Below are 21,796 nucleotides of genomic sequence, written 5' to 3' on the forward strand. Positions count from 1 at the left end.
GTGTGAGCGGCTTTCTTTTGCCTACTTTTCTTTGCCGCTGCAAAGAAAAGTAGGTGCCGCCCCGCACAGGGGCAACGCCTGCGTCCCGACGCGAATTCAAGGAAAGGCCAAAACAGCAATGAGTGGCGATCAAGCGTTGCTACCCCGCTTCCTGAGCCGAGCAGCAGCACCAAGAGCAGGCTTCTCGAAGAGCCGATAGAACACCCATGCAACGGGAATCACGCCGAGCGTAAACCCAAACGACGGCCAGATCGAAGTCTGCAACGCAGAGCGAAACAGCAGCGACCCGAGCAGCACAAAGAGCGGCAAGTGAATGAGATAGAGCGAATAGCTGAAGTCACCGATTTTGGAGAACAGCGACTGCAGCAAGCCAGGAGAAGAAACAGCGGGCTGCGCAAGCGCCTTGACGAGATAGCAGGCAAACGCACAAGCCCAGAGCTGGAACGCCCCAAACTGCCCGAAGTGAAACGCCACACAACCGGCCACGGCGAACAGCGCCGCAGCAGGATAGGCAAACCGGAACCCGGAGGAACCGCGCAAGCGCACTTCGGCGATCCACGCGCCGAGCATCCACGAGAACCAGTACGACGTGAAGACGACGATGTCGTGCCGCTCCAGCGTCAACGCGGATACGGCATTGATGAGGGCCACGGCGGCAAGCACGACAGTCAGTCCGAAACGCCGGCGCGCAGCGAAAAGCAACGGGTACAGCAGGTAAAACTGCACTTCGAGCGAAAGGGTCCAGAGCGCGCCGTTCGAACCATACGTCTTGCCGGCCACGCCCTGCAGCGAAAACAGGTTCACGAAGAAATCGCGCACCCCAATCTCGTTGATCTTGTGGCTCACGGGAAGCAGCGAGAGGCTGACCGAATCCACAGCCAGCGTGAGCAGCAACGCAGCGAGCAGCACCGGATAGATGCGCACGAAGCGGCGAAGCCAGAACTGCCGCGCGTCGAGCCGGAAATCGGGGTTCGAAAAGAGCCGCGCCGCGCCGCTGCGATGAATGCAATAGCCGCTGATGACAAAAAAAATCGGCACGCCCGCCGATCCCCACGCAACGGGAAACGTCAGCCACGCGGCAAGGGTACCGGGGCTCGCGAGGCTGGCATGCAGCTGGTGGAACGCGCCCATGCCGATCCACGTGACCTGGCGGCAATGGAAATACGCCACCAGCAGGGCCGCAAAGCCGCGCAGGGCCTCGATCAGATGCTCGCCGGCAAGCTCGCGGGCCGCGGCCACGGGCCGCGCCGCAGTGGCAGTTGCTGCGGCAGGCAGGGCGGATGCAGGCGGCATGGCGGTTTGGAGTACGGGATTGCTCATCGGTATCGGCCGGTCCTTGGGGAGAGTACCCCGCGATCTTAGGGGCGCGCGCGCGAGGGAAATAAGCAAAATATTTTCGAAATGTATTCGTGATGCCATGAGAAATGGAGAAATAAATGAATTGAAAAACAAAGCGGTTTATTTATCGAATTTGGAATGCTAGTTTGAGTGTGATCGACTATGGTCGCTGGAGAATCCGATGAACCTGCACTTGCTGGCCGGCGTGGCCGTGCTGTTGATACTCGTAGCAGTGTCCGCGTATCGCGAGGCTTTGCGCAATGAGCCCATCCGGCGCGCGCGCACGCGCTCCGGGGCCTTGCCGCCCGTCGACGAAGCCGAGTAGACTACGCGCGAACCAACCGCGTCATCGACACAAGACGGAGCAGGAAATTCATGCCGATCCGTCTGGAATGATTCGATATGAATGGCAATAATTTCCGCTGTTATGCTGGATGCGCGTAATTGGAATTTATTGACTTTTTTTCTGCCTTAAAAAGCGCTAAACAATCTCATTCAATACAAGAATCTGCCACGGCAGAACCTCGGGGAAGTCGGCTTGCCTCGCTGCGAGACCGAGACTCAAACGAACGATCTGGGAATGGACATCATGCTGAAAGTAACCAAAGCGGTATTTCCTGTTGCAGGCCTTGGGACGCGCTTCTTGCCCGCCACCAAGGCGAGCCCGAAGGAAATGCTGCCGATCGTCGACAAGCCGCTCATTCAGTACGCGGTGGAAGAGGCGATCGCCGCGGGGATTACCGAAATGATCTTCGTGACCGGCCGCAGCAAGCGCGCGATCGAAGACCATTTCGACAAGTCGTATGAGATCGAATGCGAACTCGAAGCCCGCAACAAGCAAAAGCTGCTCGACGTCGTTCGCAGCATCAAGCCAGCCAACGTGGACTGCTTCTACGTGCGCCAGGCCGAGGCGCTCGGTCTGGGCCACGCCGTGCTGTGCGCGGAAAAGCTCGTGGGCGGTTCGCCGTTCGCCGTGATTCTCGCGGACGACCTGCTCTACAGCCCCACGCCGGTCATGAAGCAACTCGTGAACACGTTCAATCACTATCACAGCTCGGTGGTGGGCGTCGAATCGATCGCGCGTGAAAACAGCGCGTCTTACGGCATCGTCGATGGCCGCGAGTGGGAAGAGGATGTGTTCAAGCTGTCTGGCATCGTCGAAAAGCCGGCGCCGGAAGTCGCGCCGTCGAATCTCGGCGTGGTGGGCCGCTACGTGCTGATGCCCACGATCTTCGAACATCTGCGCGCGCTGAAGCCGGGCGCAGGCGGCGAGCTTCAGCTCACCGATGCCTTGCAGTCGCTGCTCACTGAAGAACAGGTGCTCGCGTACCGTTACATGGGCACGCGCTTCGACTGCGGCAGCAAGCTCGGCTACCTCAAGGCGACGGTGGAGTTCGCACTGCGCCATCCGGAGGTCAAGGACGAATTCGAAGCGTATCTGCAAACGCATCTGCCGGCGGCGCTGCCCGCCGCGGCATAAAACTCCATAGCGGCATAACCACGCTACGGGGTACTTCAAACGCGCGGGCTCGGCGTCCGCGCGTTTTTCGCCCATCTCGCATCACCTCCCCAACCATCCCCCAACCCTGCGCGCGACCTGGCTTTCCTGTGTTCCCGGCACCCCTTTGCAATCGTCACCGGTGTATAACGGCTCTGGCAGGCATGCCGAATGCGCGCAACGCGTCGTTTGCGCTCGCGCTGCGTGGCGGGCCGCTCGTGCGGCGGCCATGCTGCGTGAATATTCCAACGATTCTGTACGGCATTCCGGGCCGGTTTGGCTCGGGGAACTCCCGTAAGTCAACGCGTGTCCGAAGGCCAGAATCCAGACACGCGCTTCATGGAGGAGCAACCGGCCATGACCAGGCACCTTCCCGTGGCAGGCAGTGAACATCCCGCGCCCGCTGGCGCGCAGTGCGTCGGCGCTTGCGACCCGGCGGAGCGCTTCAGGATCGTGCTGATCCTGCGGCGTCAGGCTTCGGCGGAGTTCCACGAGCTGGTGGACCGGCTCACCGCGAACGATCCTGCCGCGCAGCCGGTTTCCCGCAAGGACTACGAGCAGCGCTTTGGCGCGAGCGCTGGCGATATCGAGCGTGTCAAGCAGTTCGCGAGCGCGCATGGGCTCGCCGTGGATCAGGCCGATGCCTCGGCGCGCCGCGTCGTGCTCTCGGGCACCGTGCGGCAGTACAACGCCGCCTTCGGCATCGAGCTGCAGCGATTCGAGCATCAGGTCGGCAAAACCACGCATCACTTTCACCAGCCGAGCGGCCCCCTGCACTTGCCGGAAGACATGCACGAGGTCGTCACCGCCGTGGTCGGGCTCGACAATCGCGCGAAGGCCCAGCCGCACTTTCGCGTTGTGCCGACGAGTCTGGCCAGTGCGCCGGCAGACGCGCCGGGCGCACCTGGTGCGCCCATCCGCCCGCCCATCCGCGCCGCGCGCGCGGTGACCCGATCGTTCACGCCCTTGCAACTCGCGGAGCTTTACAGCTTTCCCGCGGGCGACGGCAGCGGCCAATGCATTGCCCTCATCGAAATGGGCGGCGGATACGACACGGCGGATCTCAGCGCGTATTTCAAGGAGTTGGGCGTGAGCGCGCCGCGCGTGGAGGACGTCTCCGTCGATCAGGCGACGAACGCGCCGACCGGCGACCCCAACGGCCCCGACGCCGAAGTCACGCTCGACGTGGAGATCGCCGGTGCGCTGGCGCCGCGCGCGCTCATCGCCGTGTATTTCGCGCCGAACAGCGAGGCGGGTTTCGTGGATGCGGTGAGCGCCGCGCTGCACGACAGCCAGCGTAAGCCTTCAGTCATCTCGATCAGCTGGGGCGCGCCGGAGTCGGCATGGTCGCAGCAAACGCTCAGCGCGCTGAACGACGCGCTGCAAACGGCCGTCGCACTCGGCGTGACCGTGTGCGCGGCTTCGGGCGACAGCGGCTCGTCGGACGGCACGAGCGACGGCGCCGATCATGTCGACTTTCCTGCATCGAGCCCTTACGCGCTCGGCTGCGGCGGCACGCACATCGCGGCGTCGAACGGACGCATCACGCAGGAAACCGTGTGGAGCGAAGGCGAAAACGGCGCGACCGGCGGCGGCATAAGCGCGACGTTTGCGCTGCCGGATTGGCAAAAAGGACTGCGCGTCGTGCGAAGCAGCGGCGGGGCGGGCGCGCTGGTGCGGCGCGGCGTGCCCGACGTCGCTGGCGACGCCGATCCCGCCACGGGCTACGAGGTGCGCGTGGCGGGCGCGGACACGGTGGTGGGCGGCACGAGCGCCGTTGCGCCACTGTGGGCGGCGCTGATCGCGCGCATCAACGCGGCGCGCGGCACGCCCGTGGGCTTCGCGAACGCGAAGCTCTATGCGCAGCCGGGTGCCTTCAACGACGTGACGATCGGCAGCAATGGCGACTTCTCGGCGGCGCCGGGCTGGGACGCCTGCACGGGCCTCGGCACGCCGGTGGGCAGCAAGGTGGCAACCGCGCTCGGCTCGGCGTAGGATGAGCGCGGCGCGCCGCTGCGGCCCGAGCTGAGCACAAGAGGCAAGCGGCGGGCGCGATGCGGGTTGCATGAGAGGTTGCATTCGAAGTTGCATTCACTGTCTCAAACGCGAACACTCAGAAAGTGGAGACGACATGAACGACGAAGCGCAGTCCACCAAGGGCAACGGCGGCGCTCAAGGGGCCAGTCCCGCGAGCGGCAACGGCAAGCATCGCTCCCAGGCCGACCAGCCGTGCTTCGATCCCACCGCTTACGGCAACGGTCCCGACGATTTCGTCACCGACATGACGGAGAACGCCGCGATCACGCATCACGCCATCCAGATCGGCAAGGAAGTCATTGCCTATACGGCGACGGCGGGTCACCTCGTGACCGTCGATCCGGGCAGTTCGCAGCCCGACGCCAAAATCTTCTACGTGGCGTTCACGAAGGACGGCGTGCAGGCGCAGGACCGTCCCGTCACGTTCTTCTACAATGGCGGCCCGGGCTCTTCTTCCGTGTTCGTGCTGCTCGGCTCGTTCGCGCCAAAGCGCATCAAGACCTCGATGCCGGGCTTCACGCCGCCCGCGCCCTATACGCTCGAAGACAATCCGGACAGCCTGCTCGACAAGAGCGACCTCATCTTCATCAATCCGGTGGGCACGGGTTATTCGGCCGCGATTGCGCCGCATCACAATCGCGACTTCTGGGGCGTGGACCAGGACGCGGATTCGCTCAAGCAATTCATCAAGCGCTATCTCACGGCGAACGATCGCTGGAATTCGCCCAAGTTTCTCTATGGCGAATCGTATGGCACGGCGCGTAGTTGCGTGCTGGCCTACCGGCTGCACGAGGATGGCGTGGATCTGAACGGCATCACGCTGCAGTCGTCGATTCTCGATTACACGCAAAGCGGCAATCCAGTGGGCGCGCTGCCCACGGCGGCCGCCGACGCGTGGTACCACAAGCGTCTCGGCGTGACGCCCGCGCCGACCGACTTGCAGGCGTTCGCCGCGCAGGTCGCGCAATTCGCGCGCACCGATTATCTGCAGGCGCTCTCGAAGTTTCCCGATCCGAACGACAAGCGCATTCCGGCGACGCTCAAGACCTTGTCGCAATACACGGGCATCGACACGCAAACGCTCGAGTCGTGGAATCTCGACATCGCCTCGTACGACAGCCGCGGCAATTCGCTTTTTCTGACGACGCTCCTGAAGGACAAGGGCGTGGCGCTCGGCTCGTACGACGGCCGCGTGACCGCCATCGACACGGGCATTGCCGGCAGCATCGACCCCAACTCGGGCGGCAACGATCCCACCATGACGGCAGTGAGCGGCGTCTATACGGCGATGTGGAACAGCTACCTGAACGAGCAGCTCAAGTTCCGCACGAACTCGTCGTTCACGGACCTGAACGACCAGGCGTTCAAGAACTGGAACTTCGGCCATATCGATCCGACGGGCGCGCAAAAGGGCGTGGACGCGCAGGGCAATATCGTGCTCTACACGGCCGGCGATCTCGCCGCGGTGATGGCGCTGAATCCGGATCTGCGCGTGCTTTCGGCGAACGGCTACTACGACTTCGTCACGCCGTTCTACCAGACCGTGATCGACCTGCAGAAGATGCCGCTTCTCGACCAGAAGGTGCGCGACAACCTGAGCGCGCGCTTCTATCCCTCGGGGCACATGGTGTATCTCGACGCCGGCTCACGCACGGCGCTCAAGGCCGACCTCGCGAAGCTCTATCAGGTCGCCGTGACGGACCGCCCCGCGGTGGCGCGCATTCGCGCGCTCCAGCGCATGAGCACGATGAGCGCCATGCATCATTGAATTTTTTGCCGGCGCCGGCGCCAGCACAGGCGTTTGCACGCGGTCATGGCGTGCGCCCTTGCGCCATGGCTTCGAGACACGCGCGCGCGTCGCCCTGCACGAGACGCGCCGCGCACGCGATCATCAGGTTCCTGGCGAGGCCGAAATCTTCCACCAGATAGCCGCGTTCGCACACGCGCCCTTGCGCGTCGGGCACGGAAGGCACGCGTTCGATGAGCGTGCCTTCGTCGGTTGAGTAGGCCCAGATTTCCTTGCCTAGCGCGGCCGCATAGCCGATCTCGAAAGCGGTGCCGGAGTCGGGCTCGCCGGGGCCTCGAAAGTCGTTGACGTTTGCCATCACGATATCGGCGGCGCGGATCGATTCGACGTTCGCGCGATAGATCCACGCGGCCTGGCGCGGGCCGTCGAGGTCCGAGGGCGCCTGCGCGTCGAGCGGATAAACGCCCTCGAAGCCGAATTCCGCGCACGCGGCGACGAGGCGTGCGCCGTGCTCGAGCGCGTCGCGCCGGAAGACGTCGAAGCCGGCGAGATACACGCGCGGGCGGCGGGGCAGCGGGGTCGAATTCATGGCGCGCGATTCTCCAGTGCAAGGGGGGCGTCGAGACCCGGTTCCACGATTCTAGCGCCAGGCCCGCTCAACGAGGTTTTGTGCTCCTTCGAAGTCCCGAGCAATATCCTCATGCCTGCGCCGGACGATCGCGCCTTCGACCAGGCGCGGCGTGCACCTGCAAACCATGAGATGATCTCGATCCTGGCGCGGCGGACGGCGCGGGCAATCCATTGACGCGAGGGTTCAAGCGCGTATGAGTCGTGGCCGCCGATGCGCGCAGTGAATCCATTAACGTTGCAGTAAGCGGGAAAATGCGGGAGCGGACATGCAGGAAAACGGCAGCACGGTGGTGATCGTTGGGGCAGGGCACGCAGGCGGCAACGCCGCGGCGCTGCTGCGGCAATATGGGTTCGGCGGCCGCGTCGTGCTGGTCGGCGCAGAACCGGTGCCGCCTTATCACCGGCCGCCGCTCAGCAAAACCTATTTGAAGGGCGAGGCCGACCTCGAGCGCCTGTGGCTCAAACCGCGCGCGTTCTACGACGAGCAGCGCATCGAGCTTACGCTCGGCGCGAGCGCGCAGTCGCTCGACCGCGCGAGCCGCACGCTCACGCTCGCCGACGGCAGCCAGCTTCAATACGACAAGCTGATTCTCGCCACCGGCTCGACGCCGCGCGTGTTGACGGTGCCGGGCCACGATCTCGCCGGCGTGATCGCGCTGCGCTCGCTCGCCGACGCGGATGGGCTGCGCGAGCGCGTGAAGCCGGGCGCGAAGCTCGTGGTGATCGGCGCCGGGTATATCGGCCTCGAAGCGGCAGCGGCGGCGCGCCAGCTCGGCCACGCGGTCACCGTGCTCGAAGCCGCGCCGCGCGTGCTGGGCCGCGTGACGGGCGAGACCGTTTCCACGTTCTACGCGAACGAGCATCGCGCGCAGGGCGTGGAACTGCGCCTGAACGCGAAGATCGAGGCGCTCGTGGGCGAGGGCGGCAAACTCACCGGCGTGAAGCTGGCGGACGGCGAGATCGTACCCGCCACGCTTGCACTGGTGGGCATCGGCATCCTGCCGAACGAGGCGCTCGCGAAAGCGGCGGGCATCACGTGCGCCGACGGCATCCAGGTGGACGACGACGCGCGCACGAACGACCCGGACGTCTTTGCGATCGGCGATTGCGCGCACCGGCCGCTTGCGCACTATGGCCGCGCGGGGCGCCTGGAGAGCGTGCACAACGCGGTGGAGCAGGCGAAGCTCGCGGCCGCCGCGATCGTCGGCAAGCCGCGTCCTGCGTGCGACGCGCCGTGGTTCTGGTCCGATCAGTACGACCTCAAGCTGCAGACGGTGGGCCTGCTCGAAGGCTATGACGAGGCCATCGTGCGCGGCGACCCCGGCGCACGGCGCTTCGCGGTGTACTACCTGAAGGAGCGCGTGCTGCTCGCGGTCGACGCCGTCAATTCGATGCCCGATTTCCTGTGCGGCAAGAAGCTCGTGGGCAAGGGCATGAAGCTCGATCTCGATGCGCTGCGCGATCCGGCCACGGACATGGGCAAATTTGCCGCGGCGGCGCTCGCCTGAGCGGCAGTCGAACGGCGCGGCCGCCAGTCTCGCGCTTTGCCCCGCGCTTTGCCCCGCGCTTTGCCCCGCGCTTTGATCCGCGCTTTGATCCGCATTGTCACGCGTCTCGGCTAGAATGCGAACGCGGCGCCGCCCATAGGGTGGCCAAATCGGCGGTTCAATTCGATCAACAAGCCGCGTGAACCGGTGTTCGCGCCCGTCCGGACGCCGCCGCTCGAGGAGAGTGACGCAATGGAACAACGCTCCCGTTTTGGGGCGAGCCTGCTGCCGTACCTGCTCGTCGGCCCGCAGCTTGCGGTGACCGTGATCTTTTTTCTATGGCCGGCCGGGGTGGCGCTCCTGCAGTCCACCCAGGCCCAGGACGCCTTCGGCACGTCGTCCGTCTTCGTCGGCCTCGCCAACTTCACGCGGCTCCTGCACGATCCGCTCTATCTGGCCTCGGTCCAGACGACGCTCGTGTTTACGGCGCTCGTCACGTTCGGCGGCCTCGCCATTTCGCTGCTGCTGGCCGCCATGGCGCACCATGTGACGCGCGGCAAGCGCTTTTATCAAACGTTGCTCATCTGGCCGTATGCGGTCGCGCCCGTCATCGCCGCCGTGTTGTGGGGCTTTCTGTTCAACCCGAGCATTGGCCTCGTGACCTTTGCGCTCGCACGCCTGGGCGTGACATGGAATCACGCGCTCAATCCCGGCCAGGCCATGACGCTCGTTGTGATCGCATCGGTCTGGCAGCAGATCAGCTACAACTTCCTGTTCTTCTACGCGGGCCTGCAGTCGATTCCGCAATCGCTTTTCGAGGCCGCCGCCATCGACGGCGCGGGCCCCGTGCGGCGCTTCTTCGGCATCGCGTTCCCGCTGCTTTCGCCCACGAGCTTTTTTCTGCTCGTGGTGAACGTGGTCTACGCGCTCTTCGACACCTTCCCGGTGATCGACGCGGCAACGGGCGGCGGGCCTGGTCAGGCCACGCGCACGCTCGTCTACAAGATCTTCGACGAAGGCTTTCGGGGCCTCGACATCGGCAGTTCGGGCGCGCAGTCGGTCGTGCTGATGCTGATCGTCACCGCACTCACGATTTTCCAGTTCCGCTTCATCGAACGCCGGGTGCAGTACTAGCTATGGTAGAGAACCGCAAATACTTCAACCTGTTCTGCCACGTCATGCTGGTGCTCGGTGTGGCGGTGGTGGCTTTCCCCGTGTACGTGGCGTTCTGCGCCGCCACGATGAACGAGAAAGAAGTCTTCTCGGTGCCGCTCTCGCTCGTGCCGGGCACCCATCTGTTCGCGAACATGGCCACCGTGTGGAACGTGGGCACGGGCAGCGCGGCGAGCCCGTTCGGCGCGATGCTCATGAACAGCGTCATCACGGCGCTGGCGATTTCGGTGGGCAAGATCGCCATTTCGATCGTCTCGGCCTATGCGATCGTGTTTTTCCGCTTTCCGTTCCGGCGCCTCGCGTTCTGGCTGATCTTCGTGACGCTCATGCTGCCCGTGGAAGTGCGCATTTTCCCGACGGTGCAGGTCGCGGCCACGCTGCATCTCACGAACACCTACGCGGGCCTCACGCTGCCGCTCATCGCCTCGGCCACGGCCACGTTTCTGTTCCGCCAGTTCTTCCTCACGCTGCCCAACGAGCTGATCGAGGCCGCGCGCATCGACGGCGCGGGGCCGCTGCGTTTTTTCTGGGACGTGGTGCTGCCGTTATCGAAAACGAACATCGCGTCGCTGTTCGTCATCACCTTCATTTTTGGCTGGAACCAGTATCTGTGGCCGATTCTCATGTCGAGCACGGCCTCGATGACGACCGCCGTGGTGGGCATCAAGAGCATGATTTCGAGCGGCGACGCGGCCACGCAATGGCATCTCGTGATGTGCGCGACGATGATCGCCATGCTGCCGCCGCTCGTGGTGGTGCTGGCCATGCAGCGCTGGTTCGTGCGCGGCCTCGTGGACGTGGAGAAATAAGCATGGGTGCAATTCGGGGGACGGCATGGCGGCATTGAGCATACGGGGCGTCACGAAGTCGTACGACGGGGCGCAACAGGTGTTGCACGGCATCGACGTGCAGGTGGCGGACGGCGAATTCCTGGTGCTCGTCGGCCCGTCGGGCTGCGGGAAGTCCACGCTGCTGCGCATGGTCGCGGGGCTGGAGACCATCACGGCGGGCGAGATCGCCATCGGCGGGAAAGTGGTCAATCGCGTGGAGCCCAAGGATCGCGACATCGCCATGGTGTTCCAGAACTACGCGCTTTATCCGCATATGACGGTCGCGCGCAACATGGGCTACAGCCTCAAGCTGCAAGGCCTCGACCGCACGACGATCGAGGCGCGCGTCGCGGCGGCCGCCGAAATTCTCGAACTGGGCAAGCTGCTGGAGCGCAAACCGCGCGAGCTTTCGGGCGGTCAGCGTCAGCGCGTGGCGATGGGCCGCGCGATCGTGCGCGAGCCTTCGGTGTTCCTGTTCGACGAGCCGCTTTCGAACCTCGACGCGAAGCTGCGCGTGCAGATGCGCCTTGAAATCCAGCGTCTGCATGCGCGTCTGGGTACGACGAGCCTGTATGTCACGCACGACCAGATCGAGGCGATGACGCTTGCGCAGCGCGTGATGGTGCTCAATGGCGGACGCGCGGAGCAGATCGGCACGCCTGGCGAGGTGTACGACCGGCCCGCTTCGATGTTCGTGGCGAGCTTCATCGGCTCGCCGGCCATGAACCTGCTGCGCGGGCGCGTGAGCGACGACGGCCGGCGCTTCGAAAGCGAGGGCAACGGGCCGCATCTGCCCCTTGGCGATGCGCCGGCCTGGCTGCCGAAGGGCGCGCAATGCGTGCTGGGCGTGCGGCCCGAGCATATGCACGCGCGCGGCGCCAACGAGCCGGTGACGCTCGAAGTCGAGACGTGTGAGCTGCTCGGCGCGGACAACCTCGCGCACGGCCGCTGGGGCAGCGCGGATGTGGTGGTGCGCCTGCCGCACGAAACGCGGCCCACGCCCGGAGAGCGGCTGGCGGTGCACTTGCCGCCGGCGCGCCTGCATTTCTTCGATCCGGTTACGGGCAAGCGGTTGGGCTAAAGCCTGCTTACGCTAATACCAGGCTTGCGAACGTGCCTTGCCGGTCGCGGCGCCAACGCAGCGGCCTGCGCGCGACAGCGGTGCTCGCCGCGGTCCCGATTGTCGTAAACTGTCGCATCGCGTGGGCGCAATGCCGCCTGCGCCATTCGTGCCGGCAAGTATCGGCAAGTACCGGCACCCAACACGAACAGGCGACATGGCCGTCATTCCTTTTCTCCGCTTCCTCGCCCCATCTGCCCGACCCGCGCGTAACGTGTGCCGGGCGCGCCGGAGCCTCGCTTGAGCGCGCGCGACCTGCCCACCGGGCTGATGCTCGTTCACGGCAATCAGCCCGAGCGCATGCGCGACCTGATCGTGAGCTGGATCCGCCAGAACCCGGTCGCGCCGCTCGAAAAGGAAATGTTCCTCGTGCAGAGCAACGGCATCGCGCAGTGGCTCAAGCTCGCGTTTGCCGCCGATCCCGAGGAGGGCGGCTGCGGGATCGCGGCGGCGTTCGAAATGTCGCTGCCGTCGCGTTTCCTGTGGCAGGTGTATCGCGCCGTGCTCGGCAACGACGCCGTGCCCGCGGTCTCGCCGTTCGACAAGTCGCGCCTCGTCTGGCGTCTCATGCGCATGCTGCCGGCGCTGCTCGACGAGCCGGGCTGCGAATACGAGCCACTCAGGCGCTTCATGGCCAACGACGAGGACCAGCGCAAGTGCTTCCAGCTCGCGCAGCGCGTGGCGGATTTGCTCGACCAGTACCAGGTCTATCGCGCGGACTGGCTCGCTGCGTGGGCCGCGAACGAGGACGTGCTGATCGATGCGCGCAATACGCGCACGCCGTTGCCCGAGGAGGCGCGCTGGCAGGCGGCGCTCTGGCGCGCGCTGCTCGCGGACGTGAGCGCGCAGGCGCCAGACGGCATCGGCCTGCGCGACACGGGGCGCGCCGCCGTGCACGAAGCGTTCATGGCGCGCGCGCAGTCGTGGCAGGCGGGCGACGCGCGGCCGCAGGGCTTGCCGCGCCGGCTCGTCGTGTTCGGCATTTCGAGCCTCGCGCGCCAGTCGGTGGAAGTCCTCGCGGCGCTCGCGCGCTGGAGCCAGGTGCTGATGTGCGTGCACAACCCGTGCATGCACTACTGGGCCGACATCGTCGCCGACCAGGACCTGCTGCGCGCGCGCCACGCGCGCCAGCGCCGCCGCGCGGGCGCGCCGGACCAGCTCGACGAGGCGCAGCTGCATCTGCATTCCCAGCCGTTGCTCGCGGCCTGGGGCAAGCAGGGGCGCGACTTCATCGGCCTGCTCGACGAATACGATAGCGACGAGGCGCGCGAGACGTACACCCCGCATTTCACGCGCATCGGCCAGCGTATCGATCTGTTCGACGGCGAAGATGCGCTCACGCTGCTCTCGCAGTTGCAGGACGACATTCGCGATCTGCGGCCGCTTGGCGAGACGCGCGAGCACTGGGAACCGGTCGATGCGCAGGAAGACGAATCCATTCGCTTTCACATCGCGCATAGTGCGCAGCGCGAAGTGGAGATCCTGCACGACCGGCTGCTCGCCGCGTTTGCGGCGGACCCCACATTGCGTGCGCGCGACGTGATCGTGATGGTGCCCGACATCGAGGTCTACGCGCCGCATATCCAGGCCGTGTTCGGCCTGCTCGACGGCAACGACCCGCGCAGCATTCCGTTCAGCGTGGCCGACCGGGCGCAGCGCGCGTTCGACCCGCTCGTCGGCGCGCTGGAAATGCTGCTTTCGCTGCCGTACGCGCGCGTGACCGTGAGCGACGTGCTCGACCTGCTCGAAGTGCCGGCCGTGCGCGCGCGCTTTGGCATCGACGCCGAAGACGTGCCCACGCTGCGCAACTGGATCGACGGCGCGAATATCCGCTGGGGCCTGCATGCGGACCAGCGTGCGAGTCTCGGGCTCCCCCAGGCCGACGAACTGGGCGCGCCCAACAGCTGGGCGTTCGGTTTGCGGCGCATGCTGCTGGGCTACGCCGCCGGCGAACGTGCGGGCGCATGGCGCGGCATCGAACCGTACAGCGAGATCGGGGGGCTCGACGCCGCGTTGCTGGGTCCGCTCACGCGCCTCGTGGATGCGCTCGACCACGCGTGGCGCACGCTGCGCGAGCCGGCTACGGTGCCCGTGTGGTGCGAGCGTCTGCGGGCGTTGAAGGCGGCCTTTTTCGCGGCGCAGGACGAAGACGCCTACACGCTGGACCGCCTCGACGGCGCGCTCGAAACGTGGCGCGAGGCCTGCGACGAAGCCGCGCTCATGCAGACCTTGCCGCTCGCCATCGTCGCGGAGAACTGGCTCGCGGCGCTCGAAGGCGGCGGCCTCTCGCAGCGCTTCTTCGCGGGCGCGGTGACCTTCGCCACACTCATGCCGATGCGGGCCATTCCGTTCCGGCGCGTGTGCCTGCTCGGCATGAACGACGGCGACTATCCGCGCAGCCGCACGCCGCTCGACTTCGACCTCATGCGCCGCGACTATCGCCCCGGTGACCGCTCGCGCCGCGAAGACGACCGCTATCTGTTCCTCGAAGCGCTGCTCTCGGCACGCGACCATCTGCACGTTTCGTGGATCGGGCGCAGCGTGACCGACAACACGCCGCGCCCGCCTTCCGTGCTCGTCGGACAGTTGCGCGATCATCTAAAGGCCGGCTGGCGGCTCGAAGGCGCAGAAGACAACGATGGCGAAGCGCTGCTCGATGCGTTGACCATCGAGCATCGCCTGCAGCCGTTCAGCCCGGACTATTTTCCGCCGCGCCCGGAAGAGGCGACGCTCTACACGTATGCGCACGAGTGGAGCAAGCCCGCACAGTTGCCTGCGGCTGAAGCGAACGCCGAAGTCCTCGCGCCGCCCGAACGCGACGAGCCGCTGTCGATTCGCGAGCTCGGCGAATTCCTGCGCGAGCCGGTTCGCAGCTTCTTCCGGCAGCGTCTGCGTGTGGCCTTCGAAAGCGAGGACGCGGCGAGCGAAAATCACGAACCCTTCGAGGTGGATGCGTTGCAGGCGTGGCAGCTCCAGGGCGAGCTGATCCGCGCGCAGGTTCTCGCGATGGAGCGCGGCGAAGACGATCTCGAACCGGCCGCGCTGGCGCGCCTCGAGCGCATGCATCGCAGCGGCGACCTCGCGGCCGGCGGCTTCGGCGAGGTGATCGGCGCAGAACTGCTCGCGCCCATGCCCGAGCTTTTTGCCGAATATCGCAAGGCGCTCGCGCGCTGGCCCGAGCCGCTCGAGCACCAGTACGAAATTCGGCTCGATGCGACGCTGGAAGGCCGCGTCGTTTCGCTCGACGACTGGCTCGACGATTTGCGTGCGGGAGCGGACGGCGCACTCGGCCGCGTGATTCTGGAGCCGGGCACGCTCGTGAAGGACAGCCGCTATCGCAGCGATCGCCTCGTGCCCTGGTGGGTCGCGCACGTGGCCGCGCAGATCGCGGCCGGCCCGGTGACCACGGTGATCGTCAGCAAGGTGGGCGTGGCGGAGTTCGCGCCACTCGACGCGCAGGTTGCGCGCGACTATCTGCTCGCGCTGCTTGCCGCATGGGACGACGGTGCGCGCCGGCCCTTGCCGCTCGCGGTGAAGACCGCGTTTGCATGGCTGCGCAAGTTGCCCGATCCCTTCGACGGCACGCGCGCGACGGTGCCGGCCGAAGCGTGGGAAGCCGCACGCGCGGCCTACGAGGGCAATGGCCGCACGCCCGGCGAACGCGGGACGAATCCGTATTTGCGCCGCGCCTTCCCCGATTTCGAAGCCCTCGTTGCCCACGACGATTTCATGACGCTCGCCGCGACGCTGCTGCTGCCGGTGAGCCGCGCGCCGCTCGCGTCGTCGCGTGCGAAGCGGGCCTCGGGCGAGGCAGGAGGAGCCGCATGAATCCGCTCGGGAACATGGATGCGCAAGTCCTGGAGCCGCTGCGCTTTCCGCTTTACGGCAGCCGCCTGATCGAAGCGAGCGCAGGCACCGGCAAGACCTTCACGATCGCCATGCTGTACGTGCGCCTCGTGCTGGGGCACGGCGTGCTCAACGCGGCAAGCGGCGAAGCGGATGTCGATGACGAGGCGCGCACAGCGGGCCGCGCGCTCACGCCGCCTGAAATTCTCGTCGTGACCTTCACCGACGCGGCGACGAAGGAACTGCGCGAGCGTATTCGCGCGCGCCTGATCGAAGCCGCCGATTGCTTTCGCGCCGAGCCCGAAGACGTGTCCGAGCGCGAGCCGGGAGAGGACCTGCTGCACGATCTGCGCGAGGACTACTCGCCGCAGCAGTGGCCCGCGTGCGCGCGCCGCCTGCAACTTGCGGCCGAATGGATGGACGAGGCCGCGGTTTCGACGATCCACGGCTGGTGCAATCGCATGCTGAGCGAGCACGCGTTCGACAGCGACAGCCTCTTTTCGCAGACGCTCGAAACCGACCAGACGGAATTGCGCGCCGAAGTCGTGCGCGACTACTGGCGCACCTTCCTGGCGCCCCTCGACGCGGCGAGCGCCGCCGAAGTGAGGGCGTGGTTCGCGAGTCCCGACGAATTGCACAGTACGATACGCGGGCTGCTCGCGCACGCCGATCGTTTGCCCGCTGCATGCGAGCCCGGCGCGGCGCTCGCAGAGGCCCGCAAGCGCGCACGCGACGAACTCGAGACGCTGAAGGCGCCGTGGCGCGTCTGGATCGACGAGGTCGAGGCCTTGTTGGGCGCGGCGCGCGCAGCGAAGCAGTTCGACGCCAGAAAGCTCAATTCGAAGCACAGCGAAACATGGATCGCCAAGCTGCGCGACTGGGCCAACGATCCCGAATCCGCGCATCCGGGCTTCGACGACAAGGCGGCAGTGTGGACGCGCCTCACGCCCGCGGGCCTCGCCGAGATCTGGGTGAAGGGCGAGCCGCCCGAGCACGCGGCCTTCGTGGCGATGGAAAGCTTGCGCGAGTCGCTGGCTTCGCCGCCCGAAGCGAAACAGGACCTGCTGTGCCATGCGGCGCGCTGGGTGGCGAAGCGCTTCGAGGAAGAGGAGGCGCGCCGCTCGCAGATGGGCTTCGACGATCTGCTCACGCGGCTGCGCGCGGCGCTGCTGCGCGAGAACAGTCCGCGTCTCGCAGAAGTCATCCGCAAGCAGTACCCGGTTGCGCTGATCGACGAGTTTCAGGACACCGATCCGGTTCAGTACCAGATCTTCGACGCGATCTATCGTATCGCCGACCATGACACCGGGACGGCAATCGTCTTGATCGGCGATCCGAAGCAGGCGATCTATGCGTTTCGCGGCGCGGACATCTACACCTACCTGCGTGCGCGCCGTGCCTGCGAAGGGCGGCTCTATACGCTAAAGAAGAATTTCCGCTCGACGCGCGCGATGGTCGAGGCGGTGAACCGTTGCTTCGAGGCGGCGGAATCGCGGCCCGAGGGCAGCGGCGCGTTTTTGTTTCGCAGCCCTGATGGACGCGACAATGCGTTGCCGTTCGTGGCTGCCGATGCGCATGGACGGCCCGAGAAGCTGGTAGCGGCCGGTGCGGCGCTGCCCGCGCTCAACGTCTGGTGGATGCCGCCTCCCGCGGATGGCAAGCCGCTCAGCAAGGGCGCGTATCTCGCTGGCATGGCCGGCAGCTGCGCGACCGGGATGGTGCGCCTGCTCAATCTCGGCCAGGAGCAGGCGGCGGGCTTCTCGGGCGAACGCGGCATGCGGCCGTTGCAGCCCGCCGACATGGCGGTGCTCGTCAACAACCGCAGCGAGGCGCAGGCGATACGCGAAGCGCTGGCCGCGCGCGGCGTGCGCAGCGTCTATCTCTCGGACCGCGACTCGGTGTACCAGACGCCGCAGGCCGAAGAACTGCGCTTCTGGCTCGCGGCCTGCGCCGAGCCCGACGACGGCCGCCTCGTGCGCACGGCGCTCGCCACGCCGACGCTCGGGCTCGCATGGGCCGAACTCGACCGGCTCGGCCACGACGAGCTCGCGTGGGAGTCGCGCGTGCTGCAGTTCCGCGAATATCGCGAATGCTGGCGCAGGAAGGGCGTGCTGCCGATGTTGCGGCGCTTGTTCAACGACTTTCACGTGCCGCAGCGCTTGCTTGGCGAAGCGGCTGGCGCAGGGCTCAATGGCGAGCGCGCGCTCACCAACTTGCTGCATCTGGCCGAACTGCTGCAACAGGCGAGCACGCAGCTCGACGGCGAGCACGCGCTGATCCGCTATCTCGACGAGCAGCGCGAAGACGAAAGTGCGGGCGGCGGGGGGGACGCGCGCCAGTTGCGTCTGGAAAGCGATGCGGGACTCGTGCAGGTGGTCACGATCCACAAGTCGAAGGGCCTCGAATATCCGCTCGTGTTCTTGCCGTTCGCGTGCGCGCATCGCGCCGTCAAGCCCGACGATGTGCCCCTCGAGTGGCACGACGATGATGGCGAACTGCGCGTCACGCTCGAAGCCGACGCGCGCGTGCTGCGTCAGGCCGATCGCGAGCGCCTCGGCGAAGATCTGCGCAAGCTCTACGTCGCACTGACGCGCGCGCGTTACGCGACGTGGGTCGGCTATGGTCCGGTGCAGGGCGTCGAGGCGAGCGCGTTGGGTTATCTGCTGGGCGGCGGCGCGGCCATGCCTGCTGAGGAAACCGAAGCATTACTCGACACATTGCGCGGCCCTTGCGCAGACATCGCCGTCGCCCCTGCTCCCGAGGCAAGCCGCGACGTGCTCGCGCTGCGCGACACCGGCGCCGTGCGCGGCGAGGCGCGCACGCTCGTGCCTCGCGAGCGCGAACGCTGGTGGATCGCGAGCTATTCGAGCCTCAAGACGCTCGAAACGTCGATCGGTTCGGGCGTTCCTGTCGAAGCGGACGATGCGCGCGGCGTGCCCGACACGCGCAGCGAGGACGTGTTCCTCGAACTGCTCGAGGCGGGCGTGCCGCCCGAGGACGACGAAGCATTCGCAAGCGCCGGCCAGACGCTCGTCGCCCCCGCGTTTGCGCCGATGCACGGCTTCGAGCGCGGCGCGGACGCGGGCACCTTCCTGCACGAACTGATGGAATGGGCCGCCAACGAAGGCTTCGCCGAAATCGCGCGGGACGAAGCGCGCGTGCGCGACATGGTCGCGCGGCGCTGCAGCGTGCGCGGCTGGTCGCACTGGATCGACACGCTCACGGCGTGGATACTGGAGTTGGTGCGCACGCCATTGCGCCTGCCGGATATCGAAGGCGAGCGCGTGGCGCCCGTGGCGTTCGCGCAGCTCGAACCCGGCGCGTATATGGCCGAACTGGAATTCTGGGTCACGGCGCATGCCGTCGATACGCTCGCAATCGATGCGCTCGTCACCGAATTCACGCTGGACGGCGAGGCGCGCCCCGCGCTCGACGCCGCCACGCTCAACGGCATGCTCAAGGGCTTCATGGACCTCGTGTTCGAACACGAAGGCCGCTATTACGTGGCCGACTACAAGTCGAACTGGCTCGGCCCCGACGATGCGTCGTACACGAGCGCGAAAATGCGCGCGCAGATCCTGCATTCGCGTTACGAACTGCAATACGTGCTTTATCTGTTCGCGCTGCACCGGCTGCTCAAGTCGCGCCTGCCCGATTACGATTACGACCGCCACGTGGGCGGGGCCGTGTATCTGTTCCTGCGCGGCGGCCGGGCGCCGGGACAGGGGCTGCATTGCGAGCGGCCGCCGCGCGAGCTGATCGAACGGCTCGACGCGCTCTTCGCGCGTCGCAACGCGCTGGAGGACGTGGCATGACGAGGCGCCGCACGAAAGGGCAGGACGGCCTCACCGGCGACTTGTTCGAGAATCTGGACTTGCCGGGCGCCGCGCCGGAACCGGGGTCGGGCGCCGCGCGCGAAACGGCCGGGCAGATGCTCGGCGTGCTCGACAACTGGGTCGAGCGCGGCTGGCTGCGTACGCTCGATGCCGCATTCGCGCGCTTTCTGTGGACCGAAGCGCCGCACAGCCCGCCGCTGTTGCTGCTCGCGGCCGCGCTTGCGAGCCATCAGCTCGGGCGTGGTCATGTGTGTCTCGACCTCAAGGCCACGCTGGACGATCCGGCGTTCGCGCTTTCGCTGCCGCCCGACGGGCCGCAAGTGCTGGCCGCGGCGCCGGCGCAGCCGCCTGCCGAAGTGCTCGCGGGTGTCACGCTCGCGCAATGGCGCGCGGCGCTCGCGATGCCCGATCTGGTGAGCGAAGAGACATCGGCCACCGGCGTCGCACAAGGCAACACGCCGCTCGTGCTCGCGGGTACGCGGCTTTATTTGCGGCGCTACTGGCAATACGAGCAGGACGTGCGCGAGGGCATCGAGCGCCGGCTCGCCCGCGCCGCCCAGCTCGAAGCCGCGCTGCCGCTCGACATCGCGCACGCGGCGCTCGATGCGCTGTTCGCACCGCGTAACGGCGAGGCACGAGCCGCTCAGGCTGCGCGCGCCGCCGACTGGCAGAAGCTCGCCTGCGCGCTCGCCGCGCGCAGCGCGTTCAGCATCGTCACGGGCGGGCCGGGCACGGGCAAGACGACGACGGTCGTGAGACTGTTGGCACTCCTGCAAACACTCGCACTCGGGCACGCGGGGCGGGGAGCGCGTGCCGCGCGGCCCTTGCGCATCCGGCTTGCCGCGCCCACCGGCAAGGCCGCGGCGCGTTTGAACGAATCGATTGCGGGCGCGGTGGCGCGGCTGCCGTTCGATACGCTGCAGGCACACGTCGACGCCGTGGCGCTGCGCAATGCGATTCCGACCGTCGTGAGCACATTGCATCGTGTGCTCGGCACGCGGCCCGGCAGCCGGCGCTTCAGGCACGACGCGGCGAATCCGCTGCCCGTGGACGTGCTCGTGATCGACGAGGCCTCGATGGTCGACCTCGAAATGATGGCCGCCGTGCTCGACGCGCTGCCGTCCTCCGCGCGGCTCATCCTGCTTGGCGACAAGGACCAGCTCGCTTCGGTCGAGGCTGGGGCGGTGCTGGGCGAATTGTGCGACCGCGCGCGCGAAGGCCACTACACGCAGGCGTCGCGGGCATGGCTCGAAGCCGCCACGGGCGAGCGCATCGACGCGGCCATGCTCGACGTGCACGGCCTGCCGCTCGATCAAGCCATCGCGATGCTGCGCGAGAGCCATCGCTTCGCATCGGAAAGCGGCATCGGCGCGCTGGCCGAACGCGTGAACATGGGCGATGCAGTGGGTGTCGCGAAGATCTGGGCGCGGGGTTACGAAGATCTCGCGCGCCTCGTGTGTCCCGCCGACGATGACGGCCCGTTGCGTTCGCTGATCGTCGATGGCCGCGTGGGCGAACATGGTGCCGTGCACGCGCAGCGCCAGGGCTACCGCCACTACCTCGACACGATGCGCGCGACCCGGCCCGAGCCCGGCGCGACGCCCGAGGCACTGTCGGGCTGGGCCGCCGGCGTGCTCGAGGCGCACGGCGCGTTTCAGCTGCTTTGCGCGCTGCGGCGCGGCCCGTGGGGCGTCGAAGGCCTGAACCGCCGCGTGGCGCGCCTGCTGCACGAAGAGGGGCTCGTCGACCCGCACGGCGAGTGGTACGCGGGCCGGCCCGTGCTCGTCATGCACAACGACTACGAGCTTGGGCTCATGAACGGCGATATCGGCATCGCGCTGGAACTGCCCGTTGCGGCGGGCGAGCCGCGCGTGCTGCGCGTGGCCTTCCCGGCCGGCGACGGCTCGGGCGGCGTGAAGTGGGTCTCGCCGAGCCGGCTGCAGAGCGTGGAGACGGTGTTTGCGCTCACTGTCCACAAATCGCAGGGCTCGGAGTTCACGCACGCGGCGCTCGTGCTGCCCGATACCTACAGCCCCATTCTCACGCGCGAACTCGTCTACACCGGCATTACGCGTGCGCGTTCGTTCCTCACGCTCGCGGTGCCCGAAGGGCGCTCCGTGCTCGATCGCGCAGTGCTCGCCAAGGTACAGCGCGCAAGCGGCCTCATGGCGGGGCTCGCGCGCGACGCTCAGGCTGCGTGAGCGAGCGGCAAAAAGGCCGAGGGCCGCTTTGGGCGGCCCTCGACTCGTGCTGC

General features: G+C 66.8%; 13 protein-coding genes. 11 read left to right on the forward strand and 2 right to left on the reverse strand.

Features of this window, described 5'->3' with window-relative positions; translation table 11 throughout:
• Positions 1-129 precede the first annotated feature (129 nt).
• Entirely contained in the window at positions 130-1,320 is a 1,191-nt protein-coding gene (locus C7411_RS24060) for an acyltransferase family protein (RefSeq protein WP_373682645.1), read from the reverse strand.
• Positions 1,321-1,519: 199 nt separating this feature from the next.
• On the opposite strand from C7411_RS24060, the gene C7411_RS37620 reads away from it, so the two are divergent.
• The 4 genes from C7411_RS37620 to C7411_RS24075 all read left to right on the forward strand — a co-directional run bounded on the left by C7411_RS37620 (position 1,520) and on the right by C7411_RS24075 (position 6,641).
• Positions 1,520-1,663, forward strand: a complete 144-nt coding sequence (locus C7411_RS37620) for a hypothetical protein (RefSeq protein ID WP_165822883.1) — start codon at positions 1,520-1,522, stop codon at positions 1,661-1,663.
• 264 nt (positions 1,664-1,927) lie between these two features.
• A complete protein-coding gene (gene galU / locus C7411_RS24065) occupies positions 1,928-2,818 on the forward strand; it encodes a UTP--glucose-1-phosphate uridylyltransferase GalU (RefSeq protein ID WP_110386678.1) in 891 nt (296 codons plus the stop codon).
• A 375-nt stretch (positions 2,819-3,193) separates the two neighbouring features.
• Positions 3,194-4,831, forward strand: a complete 1,638-nt coding sequence (locus C7411_RS24070; protein WP_110386558.1) for a S53 family peptidase — start codon at positions 3,194-3,196, stop codon at positions 4,829-4,831.
• Positions 4,832-4,967: 136 nt separating this feature from the next.
• Entirely contained in the window at positions 4,968-6,641 is a 1,674-nt protein-coding gene (locus C7411_RS24075) for a S10 family peptidase (RefSeq protein ID WP_110386559.1), read from the forward strand.
• A 43-nt stretch (positions 6,642-6,684) separates the two neighbouring features.
• Here the strand turns inward: C7411_RS24075 and C7411_RS24080 are convergent, their stop codons facing one another.
• Complete coding sequence (locus C7411_RS24080; protein WP_110386560.1) at positions 6,685-7,209, reverse strand: nucleoside 2-deoxyribosyltransferase; 525 nt, start codon at positions 7,207-7,209, stop codon at positions 6,685-6,687.
• Between the two features lie 307 nt (positions 7,210-7,516).
• Here C7411_RS24080 and C7411_RS24085 point away from each other — a divergent pair, with 307 nt between their 5' ends.
• The 7 genes from C7411_RS24085 to recD all read left to right on the forward strand — a co-directional run bounded on the left by C7411_RS24085 (position 7,517) and on the right by recD (position 21,743).
• Positions 7,517-8,758 carry an NAD(P)/FAD-dependent oxidoreductase gene (locus C7411_RS24085; RefSeq protein ID WP_110386561.1) on the forward strand — a complete coding sequence of 414 codons (1,242 nt, stop codon included), beginning with the start codon at positions 7,517-7,519 and terminating at the stop codon, positions 8,756-8,758.
• A gap of 231 nt (positions 8,759-8,989) precedes the next feature.
• Positions 8,990-9,871: a sn-glycerol-3-phosphate ABC transporter permease UgpA gene (ugpA, locus tag C7411_RS24090; protein ID WP_110386562.1), complete on the forward strand. Its 882-nt coding sequence runs from the start codon at positions 8,990-8,992 to the stop codon at positions 9,869-9,871.
• 2 nt (positions 9,872-9,873) lie between these two features.
• Positions 9,874-10,719: a sn-glycerol-3-phosphate ABC transporter permease UgpE gene (gene ugpE, locus C7411_RS24095; RefSeq protein WP_110386563.1), complete on the forward strand. Its 846-nt coding sequence runs from the start codon at positions 9,874-9,876 to the stop codon at positions 10,717-10,719.
• Positions 10,720-10,744: 25 nt separating this feature from the next.
• On the forward strand, positions 10,745-11,821 hold the full coding sequence (locus C7411_RS24100) for a sn-glycerol-3-phosphate import ATP-binding protein UgpC (protein WP_110386564.1): 1,077 nt from the start codon (positions 10,745-10,747) through the stop codon (positions 11,819-11,821).
• 279 nt (positions 11,822-12,100) lie between these two features.
• Positions 12,101-15,688 (forward strand): exodeoxyribonuclease V subunit gamma, encoded by a 3,588-nt coding sequence (gene recC, locus C7411_RS24105; protein ID WP_243413317.1) that lies wholly within the window; start codon positions 12,101-12,103, stop codon positions 15,686-15,688.
• Positions 15,685-19,521, forward strand: coding sequence for an exodeoxyribonuclease V subunit beta (gene recB / locus C7411_RS24110; RefSeq protein ID WP_207786562.1), 3,837 nt, complete (start codon positions 15,685-15,687; stop codon positions 19,519-19,521). Before recC ends, recB begins: the two co-directional genes overlap by 4 nt.
• Positions 19,518-21,743 (forward strand): exodeoxyribonuclease V subunit alpha, encoded by a 2,226-nt coding sequence (gene recD / locus C7411_RS24115; protein WP_110386565.1) that lies wholly within the window; start codon positions 19,518-19,520, stop codon positions 21,741-21,743. The genes recB and recD overlap by 4 nt, the downstream gene beginning before the upstream one ends.
• Positions 21,744-21,796 lie beyond the last annotated feature (53 nt).

Source organism: Paraburkholderia silvatlantica, assembly GCF_003096715.1.
GTDB classification, from domain to species: domain Bacteria; phylum Pseudomonadota; class Gammaproteobacteria; order Burkholderiales; family Burkholderiaceae; genus Paraburkholderia; species Paraburkholderia silvatlantica.